The 13,538-nt window shown below is 71.7% G+C and carries 11 protein-coding genes and 1 tRNA gene; 6 read left to right on the top strand and 6 right to left on the bottom strand.

The genetic code is table 11. The features are described from left to right. Positions 1-346 precede the first annotated feature (346 nt). The 4 genes from ABZS54_RS20600 to ABZS54_RS20615 form a co-directional block, all read right to left on the bottom strand. Entirely contained in the window at positions 347-673 is a 327-nt protein-coding gene (locus tag ABZS54_RS20600) for a hypothetical protein (protein ID WP_020551261.1), read from the bottom strand. Positions 674-1,102: 429 nt separating this feature from the next. Beyond that, entirely contained in the window at positions 1,103-1,771 is a 669-nt protein-coding gene (locus tag ABZS54_RS20605) for a response regulator transcription factor (RefSeq protein WP_355537720.1), read from the bottom strand. Continuing rightward, on the bottom strand, positions 1,768-3,039 hold the full coding sequence (locus ABZS54_RS20610) for a sensor histidine kinase (protein WP_355537723.1): 1,272 nt from the start codon (positions 3,037-3,039) through the stop codon (positions 1,768-1,770). The genes ABZS54_RS20605 and ABZS54_RS20610 overlap by 4 nt, the downstream gene beginning before the upstream one ends. 263 nt (positions 3,040-3,302) lie before the next feature. Beyond that, the gene (locus tag ABZS54_RS20615) at positions 3,303-5,471 is read right to left on the bottom strand and encodes an EAL domain-containing protein (protein WP_355537726.1); all 2,169 of its coding nucleotides are present in this window, start codon (positions 5,469-5,471) and stop codon (positions 3,303-3,305) included. Positions 5,472-6,019: 548 nt separating this feature from the next. Between ABZS54_RS20615 and ABZS54_RS20620 the strand changes: the two genes are divergently transcribed. Then, complete coding sequence (locus ABZS54_RS20620; protein ID WP_355537729.1) at positions 6,020-6,565, top strand: ADP-ribosylglycohydrolase family protein; 546 nt, start codon at positions 6,020-6,022, stop codon at positions 6,563-6,565. A gap of 189 nt (positions 6,566-6,754) precedes the next feature. On the opposite strand, the gene ABZS54_RS20625 is transcribed toward ABZS54_RS20620, so the two are convergent. After that, positions 6,755-6,830 (bottom strand) — tRNA-Thr (locus ABZS54_RS20625). Positions 6,831-6,915: 85 nt separating this feature from the next. Continuing rightward, positions 6,916-7,713 (bottom strand): STM4013/SEN3800 family hydrolase, encoded by a 798-nt coding sequence (locus tag ABZS54_RS20630; RefSeq protein WP_355537841.1) that lies wholly within the window; start codon positions 7,711-7,713, stop codon positions 6,916-6,918. 288 nt (positions 7,714-8,001) lie between these two features. Between ABZS54_RS20630 and ABZS54_RS20635 the strand changes: the two genes are divergently transcribed. From ABZS54_RS20635 to ABZS54_RS20655, 5 genes are all read left to right on the top strand, one after another. Then, positions 8,002-8,856, top strand: a complete 855-nt coding sequence (locus ABZS54_RS20635; protein WP_355537731.1) for an NUDIX domain-containing protein — start codon at positions 8,002-8,004, stop codon at positions 8,854-8,856. Beyond that, positions 8,853-10,061, top strand: coding sequence for a lipopolysaccharide kinase InaA family protein (locus ABZS54_RS20640; RefSeq protein WP_355537734.1), 1,209 nt, complete (start codon positions 8,853-8,855; stop codon positions 10,059-10,061). Before ABZS54_RS20635 ends, ABZS54_RS20640 begins: the two co-directional genes overlap by 4 nt. Positions 10,062-10,130: 69 nt before the next feature. After that, positions 10,131-11,126 (top strand): hypothetical protein, encoded by a 996-nt coding sequence (locus tag ABZS54_RS20645; RefSeq protein ID WP_355537737.1) that lies wholly within the window; start codon positions 10,131-10,133, stop codon positions 11,124-11,126. After that, complete coding sequence (locus ABZS54_RS20650) at positions 11,123-12,406, top strand: adenylosuccinate synthetase (RefSeq protein WP_355537740.1); 1,284 nt, start codon at positions 11,123-11,125, stop codon at positions 12,404-12,406. Before ABZS54_RS20645 ends, ABZS54_RS20650 begins: the two co-directional genes overlap by 4 nt. Positions 12,407-12,712: 306 nt before the next feature. Further along, entirely contained in the window at positions 12,713-13,474 is a 762-nt protein-coding gene (locus ABZS54_RS20655; protein ID WP_355537743.1) for an electron transfer flavoprotein subunit beta/FixA family protein, read from the top strand. Positions 13,475-13,538 lie beyond the last annotated feature (64 nt).

The following is a 13,538-nucleotide window of genomic DNA, read 5'->3' on the forward strand; positions in this document are numbered from 1 at the left end:
AGGGCCGCCCAGGCTGCGGCCGCCGGATTGGCGGGTGGCGCGGGCGGTGCCGGCGGGCGCGGCCCGAGCGCCTTGCGGGGCAGCGCGATCCCGGGCAACTTGCGGGGCGGCGTGGCCATTGGGTCTCCCAGGCTTGCGGTTGCGTCTTGGTCGGGGCGCATGCGCCCGCTGCTCGGGCCACCGGGCGGGTTGGGAACGGAGGTTGCCGTCGCGCGGGCAACGCCCCGGCCCACGGCGGCCGTTCGAGAAGATCGGTGCAGGCGATCCAACGGAGCGCCCACGTCGGGCCCGCCCCTCGCCCGGCTCGCCGTGTCCCCCACGGCGCGGACGGCCGCGGACCCGGTCCCTAGTCCGCGACCATCCGGACCGCGCCCGGGATGTACTCGCGTTGGCGGACCACGCGGTACCAGCCCTTGGGGAGGTCGATCGTGGCGTGTTCCTCGTGCACGATGCGGGTGGCCTCGTCCAGGTGCAGGTGGCCGATCAGCATCGGTTCCGGCGCCAGGTAGAGCGTGCCCTCGCCGACGACCGCGTGGGCGTGCCCGGTGGCCTCACCGAGGGCCAGCACCAGCCGGCCGCGCGCGTCCCGGGGCTTGGTCGGCAGCGTCTTGACGCCGGTCGGCACGGTCCGCTCACCGATCGGCTGCAACAGGATGTCGCCCTGACGAAACACGGCGAACCTCCATCGAATAGTCGAATGACGGTGGCTCAACCCCACCGCCGCATACGCTAGCCACCCCGACCGACAACCGGCTCCGACCCACGACACCCTCCGGATACCCGCCGTCCGCACCGCTCACCGGCTTCTCGACGCGCGAGCACCGCGAGAAGGCCGAGGTGGAACGAACGGCCGAGTCCGCCGAGTCCGCCGGTGCGGTGTGGGCGTCGAACGCCAGGCGGCAGCGCCCGATTCGCGCACCGAACCGTCGGCTCGACCCGAGCCCGAACCGAGTGCGCGACCGCGCCGCCGGAGCAACGCACCCGGCGACGCCCGGCAGGCACCCGGTGTCGAGGACCGGGCGACCCCGGCCCCCACTCCCATCGGAGTCCGACTCCCGGCACGCCACGCCCAAGAGCGCCGCGGCCCCATGCCGAAGCTCCCTCAGTAGCCCGCCGGTCGCACCAGTCCGGTCTCGTAGGCGTACACCGCGGCCTGGGTTCGGTCGCGCAGGCCCAGTTTGAGCAGGATGCGGCCGACGTGGGTCTTCACCGTCTGCTCGGCCACCACCAGGCGGGCGGCGATCTCCGCGTTGGACAGGCCCTGGGCGATCAGGGACAGCACCTCGGTCTCGCGTTCGGTGAGGTCGCCGACGCGCTCCTTGAGCGGGGCCCGCGGGGCGCCGGCCAGGCGGGAGAACTCGCCGATCAGGCGTTTGGTCAGGTTCGGCGCGAGCAACGCGTCGCCGGCCGCCACCACTCGTACCGCGTGCGCGAGTTCCTCGGCCGAGGCGTCCTTGAGCAGGAAGCCGGACGCGCCCGCGCGAAGCGCCTCGTACACGTATTCGTCCAGGTCGAACGTGGTCAGCACGAGCACCTTGGTCACCGCGTCGGCGGGGCCGGTGATCCGCCCGGTGGCCTCGATGCCGCCGAGCCGAGGCATCCGGATGTCCATCAGCACCACGTCGGGCGCGAGTTCGGCCACCTGCTCGACCGCGTCGAGGCCGTCCACGGCCTGCCCGACCACCTCGATGTCGGGCTCGGCGTTCAGCAGTACGGTGAAGCCCTGCCGGACCATCACCTGGTCGTCGGCGATCAACACCCGGATGGTCACGAATCGTCCCCCAACGGAAGCCTGGCCACTACCTCGTAACCGCCGCCGGGAATCGGCCCGTCGGCGAAATCGCCACCCAGCATGGCGACCCGCTCGCGCATCCCGAGCACCCCGTGCCCGCCACCCGGCCGGGTGGGCGCGTCGGCCGCCTCGGCCGCGGTGTTGGCGATCCGGATGGCCAGGCCGGTCGCCTGATATCCCAGCTCCACTCGAATCACGGCTCCCGGCGCGTGCCGCAACACGTTGCTGAGCGCCTCCTGCACGATTCGGAACGCGGACAACTCGACCCCGGGCGGCAGTGCCCGCCGCTCGCCGGTGATCCGGGTGTCGACCTCCACACCCGCGCCGCGCACGTTGTCGACCAACTCGTCCAGCCGGTCCAGGGTGGGCTGCGGGGCGTGCCGCACGGCCTCGGACAGCTCGTCCTCGGAGCGCAGCACGCCCAGCACCCGGCGCAGTTCGGCGAGTGCGTCGACCGCGTTCGCTCGGATGCCGATCAGGTTCTCCTTGAGCGCGTCCGAGGGGTTGTCCACCAGGTGCGGCGCGACCTGGGCCTGGATGGAGATCACCGACATGTGGTGGGCGACCACGTCGTGCAGTTCGCGGGCGATCCGGGTGCGTTCCTCCAGAAGCGTGCGCCGGGCCCGTTCCTCGGCGGTGAGTTCGGACTGGACCACCAACTCCCTCCGGGCCTGCCGCCGGCCGCGCAGTGAGGCGCCCACCACCGCCGCGATGGTCAGCATCACCCCGGCCGAATCCAGATCGAACCTGCGCATGGGGGAGAAGAACGTGACGTGCAGCAGCAGCCCGGTCAGCAGGCTGATCGCCAGCACCTCGACCGTGACGCGCGGCCGGGCCCGCAGCGCGACCAGGAACACCGACGCGGCGTGCAGCGCGATCCCGGTAACGGTCCACGGGTACATCTGCGGGGCGTGCGGGTTCGCCATCAGCGCGATGACGACCATGGCCACGGTCACCACCCACCACGCCTGCACCGGCCGGAACATCGCGGCCACGATTGCCGCCGCCTGGATCCCGCCGAACAGTACCCCGGCCCACTGGCCCAGGCCGTACTGCCAGACGAGCTGATTGATGTTGACCACGCCGGCCGGGACCGCCAGGAACACCAACAACACCGCGGACGCGGGCTGCCAGTCCCGCCAGCCGCGCGGCAGCGGGTCGGGTGTGGCCGTCCACAGGTCCGCGCGCAGCGTACGCGCCAAGGCGCGCACCGCCGTCCCGATCCGGTTCCCACCCTCCCCTTGCACAAGATCAACTCTAGGCACGCCGCACCTCCGCCGTCCGGGCAGGCTCCGAGCGCGCCCCCCGGCACCGACGCTAGGTGCCGTCCCCACCCGCCGACGTCCCACCCGGGGGCTCATCCGCCGGGTAGCTCCGAGGTACTACGGGTATCAGGCCGCCAACCCGCCACCGCGGGTATCGGGGCGCCGACCCGCACGCTCCACCCGGGCAGCCCGACCCACCCGCGCCGCCGGCGAGGTGGCCGGACCGGGTTGGCGTGCCCCCGCCGTCAGCTGCGCTCCTTGACCCCCGCCAACATGCCCTCGATCCGATCCGGCGGCCCGGGCCGGGAGAAGTACCAGCCCTGCCCGGCGTCACAGCCGATCGCCCGCAGCCGCTCCGCCTGGACCGCCGTCTCGATGCCCTCGGCGGTCACCGTCAGGCCGATCGCGTGCGCCAGTTCGACCAGCGAGGCGACGATCCGGCCGTCCACCGGATCGGAGTCGCCGGGTTGGCGCAGGCCCTCGACGAAGGAGCCGGCGATCTTCAGCTCGCAGACCGGCAGCCGGCGCAGATAGGCCAGGTTCGAGTAGCCGGTGCCGAAGTCGTCGATCGCGATCCGGATGCCCATCGCGGCCAGTTCGCGCAGCCGCTCCAGCGGACCACCGTCGGTCGACATGATCTGACTTTCGGTCAGCTCGAATTGCAGCCGACCCGGATCCAGGCCCGTCTCGGCCAGCACCCGCTCCACTTGGCGCACCAGACCCGGCTCGCGGCACTGGCGTTCGGCCAGGTTGACGCTGATGAAGGGCGCGCCGTCCGGCTCCAGATCCTGCCAGCGGCGAGCCTCGCGGCACGCCTGCTCCAGCACGTGCATGCCCAGCGGCACGATCAGCCCGGTTTCCTCGGCCAGCCCGATGAAGCGGTCCGGGCCGACCAGGCCGTTGCGCGGATGGCGCCAGCGCACCAGCGCCTCGACGCCGAGCACGCCGCCGTCGGCGAGCGAGACGAGCGGCTGGTAGTCGACGTAGAACTCGCCGTGGTGCAGCGCGGCGGGCATCTCCGCGGACAGCGTGTAGCGGGCCACCTCGCGGTCGTTGCGGTCGGTGTCGAACACCGTCCAGCGCCCGCGCCCGTCGGACTTGGCCCAGTAGAGCGTTATGTCGGCCGCGCGCAGCGTGTCCGCCGGACTGGTGCCGGCCACCGGTCGCTCGACGATGCCGATGCTCGCGGTGACCGTCAGGTCGTGGCCGCGGATCCGGAACGGCTCGCGCAGTGCGGCGAACACGCCGTCGGCCAGCGCCACCACCTGCCCGGTGCCGGTGGAGTGCTCGACCAGGATGACGAACTCGTCGCCGCCCATCCGGGCCATCAGGTGCCCGGCCTGGCCCGCGTACCGGCTCAGCCGCCGGGCGACCGCGACCAGCAACTGGTCGCCCACGTCGTGCCCGAGGCTGTCGTTGACCACCTTGAACCCGTCCAGGTCCAGATAGCACAGCCCGACCCGGTCACCGGGGCCCGGGTGTTCGAAGGCCGCGGTCAGCCGCTCGACGAACAGCGCGCGGTTGGGCAGTCCGGTGAGCTGGTCGTGCATCGCCTGGTGGCGTAGCCGGGTGTGCAGGCGATGCCGGTCGGTGACGTCCTCCAGCATGCAGACCTGGTACTCGGGGCTGCCCTTGGAGTCGCGGACCAGGGACAACGACAGATGTGTCCACAGCGTCTCGCCGTCGGCCTTCTCGAACTGCTTCTCGAGCGCGAAGTGGTCGCGTTCGCCGGTGATCAACTCGTCGTAGAGCTTCCACATGTGGTCGGTGTCGCCGTCGTGCATGAAGTCGCGGACCTGCCGCTTGCACATCTCCTCGACGCTGGCCGCGAACATCGTGGTCATCGCCTGGTTGACGTCGATCACGTTGCCGTCGACGTCGCCGATCCCGATGCCGATCGCGGCCTGGTCGAAAACCGCCCGAAAGCGCGCTTCACTCGTGTGCAGTGCGTGCTCGGCGCTGTCCCGCGCGACCAGGACGGCGGCGTGGATGGCCTCCTGCTCGTCCAGGGTCCGCCGGCGCAGCGCCTCCGCGTAGCCTGCCGCGAGGGCGCCCATCAGCGCGGCGATCCGCTCCAGGTACGCGTCGGGGTCCCGGCCGCGGCCGACCGCCTCGCGGCACAGGATGGGCCACCACGGGCCGACCAGGCCCAGCGTGCGCTCCAGCGTGCCGCTGCCGGTGAAGTGTTCGCCGACGAGGGACGCGCCCACCTCGCGCGCGGCGGCCGGGTCGAACGGCTCGGTGCGCAGCGCCTGCGCCAGGCGCGCGGCCTGCTCGCGCAGGTATTGCTCGATCTCGGCACCGCTCAACGGGACGAAGCTGGTGCCCTCGATGGTGCGGGCCCAGTCGCGGGCGAACCGGCTCAGCGATGCCCTGGCCCCGTCGGCCCGCGCGTCGTCCGTACCGCCGTTCACCCTGCGCTCCCCACGGTGGTCCGGGCGCACATGCCGGCCCCCCGGCACGCCTGGCCCCACGCTGTGCCCGGCGCCCACGATGGTCGATCCACCGCCCCACCTTTCCTCCTCGGGGGCGATCCGTCACCGTGCAATGTCGGTGCGGTCGCCGCTCGGACGAGCCGGCCACAATCCCCAGCGGCCGTGTGAACGAGCCACATCACCCGTTATCACCCGTTCGGACGAGCCGGTTGGTACCTCCGGTGTGTCCCGATGATCGCGTGATCATCGTCGACGGTATCCGCCGCGGCGCGGAAACGTCTTGCAGTTGGACGCGGCGCGAGGAGCATCACTCCGGAGAGGGACAGGTGGTGCGCGCGGGTCCGTACCGAATTGTGGCGTACGCCCTCGCACTCCGGCGCACGCAGGGCTCCCCACGCGACGACTGACGGACCATCAGGTTGCCGCCCCCGGGCAACGGTACGCTCTACCGGCTCTCGTCGGCGAGGTGGGGCGCCGTCGCCGCGGGTGAACCGTGGGCTCCCGGAGTGGACGATATGGTCCCGACGTTGGTCGAACTTGCGGTCGCGGACGCGTACGGAGCCGGTTTCGAGTACGCGGATCGACCGTTCGTCGTGCGAGGCAACACGCTCGCCGGTTATGTGCAGCATCCTCGTCATCGTGACGTGCCGCCCGGCCGATATACCGACGACACGCAGATGAGTATCGCGGTCGCCGAATGGTTGCTCGGCGACGATCAAGGGATACCGGCGCTCGCGGACCTTTTCGTGCGGGCGTACGAGCGCGACGCGCGCGCCGGATACGCGCGGGGATTTCGGGGCGTATTGGAGGAAGTCGCCGACGGCACGGAGTTGCCGGAGGTGTTGCGACCGGAGAGCGACATGAGCGGCGCGGCGGGCATGGACAGCACCCGCGCGGCGATCACCGCGCCGGCCGCGCACACCGGCACGGCCGCGCTGTCGAAGGCGTGCGTGGCGTACACCGGCGACGTGGACAGGGTGGCCACCATCGCGTTGGCGGTGGCGAGTTGCTCGGCGGAGTACACCCAGGACCTGTCGCCCGCGCTGCCGGCGGGGCCGGCGAACGGGCCGTAAGGGCGGGACCATCTCGCGGGCCTGGACGCGCGATTGACGGCCCGGTTCGGCTGAGCCGTCCCGATCGGCGGGGTTCGGTGCCGTCACGCCGGTGAAAGGCCGGTGAAAGATCCGGGCCGGGACGCCCGAAGGGGTGGATCGACGAAACACGAGAGGCCCCCCGGCGGACCGGGGGGCCTCTCGCTTGCCTGGAGCCCCAATACGGAATCGAACCGTAGACCTTCTCCTTACCATGGAGACGCTCTACCGACTGAGCTATTGGGGCCTGCGCGGCGAAAACTTACCGGATCCGCGTTCGGTTCGCCAACTTGATCCACGAGTGGGCCCGAGGCGCCTTCGCCGACCGGCGCTCACCACTCGCCGGGGCTCATCGTGAAGTGCGCGTACGGGACCGTCCACACCACCTCGCGGCCGGCCTCCGCGCGCTCGTCGTAGGCGGTGCCGTGGTCGCCGGTGACGATCGCGAAGCAGGGCCTGCGGCAGCTCATCGCGCGAAACAGCCGGCCGATGTGCCGGTCCACGTACTCCAGCGCGGCGGCGTGGGTGTCGAGGTTGTCGCCGTCGGCGGCGGTGGCGCCCGGGGTGTGGAACCAGTTCGGCCGGCCGATGGCGGCGACATCGACGAGCAGGAAGAGCCGGCGGTCCGGGTCGAGGCCGCCGACCACCAGTTCGGCACGGGCGACCTGGGCCTCGAACGAGATCGGTGAGGTGACGCCGAGTTCGGGGTCCCAGTGGCTCTCGGCGAACATCCCCGGCAGCACCGAGTCGAGCGCGCCCTGCTTGTCGAAGCAGCCGACACCGCCGATGCAGGCGGTGTGATAGCCCGCCTTGGTCAGCGCGCTGGGCAGGTCCGGGGTGTCGAACAGCCACGTGTGCGCGTTCGTGGACTCGGTGTCGCCGAGCCGGGCGGCGAACAGGCGCGGATGCGGGCCGGGGTCCGCCGGGGTGGGCAGGTAGCCCGCCAGGAACGCGGTGTGCGCGGCGAAAGCGAGGCTGGCCGGGGTGTATCGGCGCTGCCAGCCGCCCTCGGGCAGGACCCGGGAGAGGTTGGGCAGCCGGCCGGCCGCGGCGAGCTCGACGGCCACGTCGTACCGCAGCGCGTCGAGCGTGACGAGCAGTAGGTCCTGCTCGCCCACGACGGCGTTCATGTCGGGACCGGTCATATCGGACATGCCACCTTCTCCGCATCTGCTCGGGTGTTCGGGGCCGCCGCCGGTGGCCCGCACGCGGGCGGCGAATGGATCGCCCATGCCTACCAGAGGGAGGCGACTCTTCGAGGGATAACCCCCTCGCCGGTGTTCGGGTCGCGGTGTATGTTGTTCTCAACTTAAGAACATCTCATTCGGAGAACAACCGTCGAGTCGGGGTCGGGAACGTGAACCGCCGGGGCCGCGTCGGACGTGCATCGCAGTGAGCACATCGGAGGGAAGTGCGACATGGCCGACACCGCCACCACCGAACGCGACTGGCTCGCGTCCTACGACCCCCGGGCCTGGGATCCGATCGCGGTCACCGTCGACATCGTCGCGCTGACGATTCGCCAACTCGGCGGCGCCGGCCGGGCGGACACCGACCCGGACGGCACCGGCGCGGATCCGCCCAAGGCGCTGCACGTGTTGCTCGTGCGGCGCGGCGAAATGCCCTTCGCGGGCCGGCTCGCGCTGCCCGGCGGCTTCGTGCGGCCGGTGGTCGGCGCGGACGGCACCCGGCGCGAGGAGGACCTCGGCGAGGCCGCCGAACGCGAACTGGCCGAGGAGACCGGGCTTGCCGCCGGTGCCCGGCTCGACCGGGTCCACCTCGAACAACTGGGCACCTACGGTGCGCCCGGGCGCGACCCGCGGATGCGGATCGTCTCGGTCGCGCACCTGGCCTTCGCGCCGGACCTGCCGGACCCGACCGCCGGCGGCGACGCCGCTCACGCGTCGTGGGTGCCGGTCGCCGAGGTCGATCCGCACACGCTGGCCTTCGACCACGCGCGCATCCTCGCCGACGGCCTGGAGCGCGCCCGCGCCAAGCTCGAATACTCGCCACTGGCCACCGCGTTCGCGGGTGCGGAGTTCACCGTCACCGAACTGCGCGAGGTCTATCAGGCGGTGTGGGGACAGCCCATGCACGCCGGCAACTTCCATCGCAAGGTGCTGTCGGTGCCCGGCTTCGTCGAGGACACCGGCGCCACCACCGCGCGCGGCGGGGCTCGCGGCGGTCGCCGCGCCCGGCTGTACCGCGCGGGCCCCGCACGTCTGCTGCACCCGGCGCTGCTGCGCCCGGTCCCGGAGGAGGACTCCCGATGACAAGGACGCCCGGCACCACCTCGACCACCCCCACGACCTTCGTGGCCGCGCTCGACCTGCTGAGCGAGGCACCGGACCCGCAAGGCGTCTTCGGGCCCTACGACGGCACGCCGGAGGCCTGCCTGCGGGCCGGCAACCGCACCTACCGACAACTCGCCCGCCTGCTCCACCCGGACACCGCGCCCGCCGACCGACGGACCGAGGCCGCCCGCGCCTTCACCGCCCTGGGCGAGCTGTGGAACCGCTATCAGCAGGACATCACCGGCGTGACCGGCCGCCAGGTGGTGATCACCACCAAGCGCCGGGTCTACTCGGTCGGCGAGGAGCGCGCGAGCGGCGACATCGCCACGCTCTACAAGGTCGGCTACCGCGCCGAGGACGACGGCGAGGCGCGGGCGTTGCTCAAGCTGCCGCGTTCGGTGAGCGACAACGACCTGATGGAGCGCGAGGCCACCGCGCTGGAGCGGATCGCCCGCGAGGGTGATCCCGAGTACGCGAACTATGTGCCGCGGCTGATCGAGACCTTCCGGCACCGAGACGCCAAGAGCGGCGTCGAGCGGCGCGCCAACGTCCTCGAACGAGTGCGCGGCTTCCGCTCGTTGGCCGAGGTGCGCGAGGCGTACCCGGACGGCCTGGACGCGCGCGACGTGGCCTGGATGTGGCGCCGCCTGCTGGTCGCGATCGGATACGCGCACCGGGCCGGCGTCGTGCACGGCGCGATCACCCCCGACCACGTGCTGATCCACCCGCGCGAGCACGGTCTGGTCCTGGTCGACTGGTGCTACTCGGTGCTGCTCGACGGGCCGGGCGACGCCGACCGGCCGGAGGCGATCCTGCGCGCCAAGGCGGTCGAGCACGTGCCGGCGATGATCGACCGGCACGCGGACCTGTATCCGCCGGAGATCCCCGGCAAGCAGCCGCCGGAGACCGCCGCCGACGTGTACATGGCGACCCGATGCATGACCGCCCTGCTCGCTGCGGACGCGCCCAAGCCGCTGCTGCGCTTCGCCCGAGGTTGCTCGCTGCCCGCTCCCGCTCGCCGTCCGCACGACGCGTGGAAGCTGCTCGGCGAACTGGACGAACTGCTCGGCAAGCTCTACGGCCCGCGCCGCTTCCGACCGTTCGCGATGCCCACGCGCCGCGAGAGCAAGGACCCGGCGGCCGGCGCCGCCCGCACCGGCGACAGGCCGGTCGATTCCGTATAGCGCCGGGGGTCGGCCCGCCCGGCCGACCCCGCGCACAGATTTCAACGCCTTGATCGGGGAGTGAGCACCATGGGCAGTGGCAACTGGTCCACCAACGTCTACGACGCGGCACAGAGCTACAACGCGGCCGCCGGCCGCAGCGCGTTCCACTACGACCACGTCACCAAGCGGAGCACGCCGCACAGCGCCTGGAAGGCGCACGACGACCTGGACCCGCGCCTGGCGAGCGTGCGGGAGAGCCGGGACAGCGACGAGCACCCCACGTCGCTGGCCATCTCGGTGCTGTTCGACGTGACCGGTTCGATGTTGCGCGTCCCGCAGACCCTGCAGACCAAGCTGCCCGAGCTGTTCGGCCTGCTGCTGCGCAAGGGCTACGTGCAGGACCCGCAGATCATGTTCGGCGCGATCGGTGACGCGACCTGCGACCGAGTCCCGTTGCAGGTCGGCCAGTTCGAGTCGGACAACCGGATGGACGACCAGCTCGGCAAGATCCTCCTGGAGGGTGGCGGCGGCGGGCAAAAGCGCGAATCGTACGAACTGGCCCTGTACTTCATGGCCCGGCACACCTCGATCGACTGCCACGACAAGCGCGGCAAGCGCGGCTACCTGTTCGTGATCGGCGACGAGATGCCCTACCGCAGGGTGCGCCGCGCCGAGGTGAAGGAATTCATCGGCGACGACCTCGCCGAGGACATCCCGATCGAGCGGATCCTGGCCGAATTGCAGCGCATGTACGAGGTCTACTACATCCTCCCGGCCGGCTCGTCCTACGTGGGCGACGCCGAGGTGCTCGGCGAGTGGAAGGGCCTGCTGCGGCAGAACGTGATCGAACTCGACGACCCGGACGGCGTCTGCGAGACGATCGCGCTGACCATCGGCCTCGCCGAGGACGCGATCGACCTGGACGAGGGCCTGGAGCACCTGCGCGAGGTGGGCGCCACGGCGCAGGTCGCCAACGTCTCCAAGGCGCTCGCCTCCTACGCCCGCACCGGCGGCGGGGTGGCCGTGTCCGGCTCGCTGCCCGGGCTGGACGGCGCCGGCGACGCGGGCACCACGCGTCTGTGACACCACGTCATATCGCGGTCGTCGATCTGGGGTTCGGCGACGCGGGCAAGGGCACCACGGTGGACCGGCTGTGCGCGCGAGCGCGCGAGGAGGGGCAGCCGGTGCACGCCGTGGTGCGCTTCAACGGCGGTGCCCAGGCCGCGCACAACGTGGTCACCGACGACGGGCGGCACCACACGTTCGCCCAGTTCGGCTCGGGCACCTTCACCCCGGGCACCCGCACCCATCTGTCCCGGTTCATGCTGGTGGACCCGCTCGCGCTGGCCGCCGAGGCCGAGCACCTGCGCGTGCTCGGCGTGCCCGAGCCGCTCGCGCTGCTCACCGTGGACCGGGAAGCGCTGTTGACCACGCCGTACCACGCGGCGGCCAACCGGGCCCGGGAGCTGGCGCGCGGGGCGGACCGGCACGGGTCGTGCGGGATGGGGGTGGGCGAGACGGCGGCGTTCGCGCTGGCCCACCCCCAGGACGCGCCGCGGGTGGGGGACTGCGCCTCGCCGGGGCTGCTGCGCCGCCGGTTGACGGCCGTACGGGACGCGCTGAGCGCCGAATTCGGGACACCCCTGGGTCCGGACGTATCGGCGTGCGTGGCGGCCTTCCTGGGCTTCGGGCGGGCGGTGCGGATGGTGGATCGCGCGTACGCGCGCGAGCTGCTGCGCGGTGGTCCGGTGGTCTTCGAGGGCGCGCAAGGCGTGCTGCTGGACGAGTGGCACGGGTTCCATCCGTACACGACGTGGTCGACCACGACCTTCGCGAACGCCGAGACGCTGGCCGCGGAGGCGGGCGAGGCGCTGTATCGGCTCGGCGTGCTGCGCACCTACACGACGCGGCACGGCGCGGGGCCGCTGCCCACCGAGGACGCGGCGCTGACCGCCGCGCTGCCGGACCCGCACAACGGGACCGGGCGGTGGCAGGGCGCGTTCCGGGTCGGACACTTCGACGTGCCGGCGCATCGGTACGCGGTCGCGGTGTGCGGGGGAGTGCACGGGCTGGCGCTCACCCACGCGGACGTACTCGGACGGGCGGGCGCGGCGGTGGCCGGGTCGTACGAAGGCGTCGAGCCTTCGGTCGGCTCGGTGCCCGACCTCGCCCGTGCCGAGCGGCTGACCGGGCACATGTTCGCCGCGCGGCCGGTGTTGCGGCCGGCGCCGGCGCCCGCGCGGTGGCCGGAATTCGTCGCCGCCGAGCTGGGCGCCCCGGTGACCTTGCTCTCGTTCGGTCCGCGCACCGGTGACAAGTGTGAGCAGCCCGTACTAGGCTCCTATTACTCTCCGGTAACATAGCGGTCCGAAGGGCGCTCCGAGAGGTGCTTCGCGAGGTGTCGAGGGATCGAGGCCGGGTCGGTGGTCAGCGGCTTTACCAAGACCGCGTACTCTCGAAGCAGAAGTTGACGGACCGTCAGAACTGAATGTGCCCTGTGTCACGCGTGTGCCTTCTCGCGGGCGTGGCATCGTGGCGCGGAGATTGATGGATCTTGGGGCCGGAACCGTGGGCCTGTCGCCGCCCCCGTCGACGGGCATGACACCCTCGGACCGGCACCTGGGTGACCGGACGACCACAGGAGAACTGTTGTGAAAATCGTTGTCTGCGTGAAGTACGTACCCGACGCGACCGGGGACCGGGGCTTCAACGACGATGGCACCACCGATCGCGAGTCGGTCGACTCCTTGCTGTCGGAGCTGGACGAGTACGCGATCGAGCAGGCGCTCAAGATCGTGGAGTCCGGCGTCGAGGCCGAGATCACGTACCTGACGGTCGGTCCGGACGACGCGAAGGACGCGCTGCGCAAGGCGCTGGCGATGGGCGGCGACAACGCCATCCACGTCAACGACGACGACATCGCGGGCACCGACGCGCTGGGCACCTCGCTGATCCTGGCCAAGGCCATCGAGCGTGCCGGCTTCGACCTGGTCGTCTGCGGCATGGCCTCCACCGACGCCTCGATGGGCGTCGTGCCGGCGATGCTGGCCGAGCGCCTGGGCGTCCCGCAGGTCACCTACCTGGACGAGATCACGGTCGAAGGCACCACCGTCAAGGGCCGTCGCGAGGGCGACGTGGCCACCGAGCTGATCGAGGCCGCACTGCCCGCCGTCGTGTCGGTCACCGACCGCACCGGCGAGGCCCGCTACCCGTCCTTCAAGGGCATCATGGCGGCCAAGAAGAAGAACGTGGAGTCGCTGGACCTGGACGACCTGGGCATCGAGTCGGACCAGGTCGGCCTGTCCGCGGCGTGGTCGATCGTGGACACCGCGACCAAGCGTCCGCCGCGCGCCAAGGGCGAGGTCGTCGAGGACGAGGGCGAGGGCGGCGTGCAGCTGGCCGGGTTCCTCGCCGCCAAGAAGTTCATCTGAGTCGGTCAGCAGCACCGGACTGTTTCGACACGTTTGTGGCGGTCGCTCCTCGGGGCGGCCAAGC

Source organism: Embleya sp. NPDC005575 (genome assembly GCF_040605455.1).
In the GTDB taxonomy this organism is placed as follows: domain Bacteria; phylum Actinomycetota; class Actinomycetes; order Streptomycetales; family Streptomycetaceae; genus Embleya.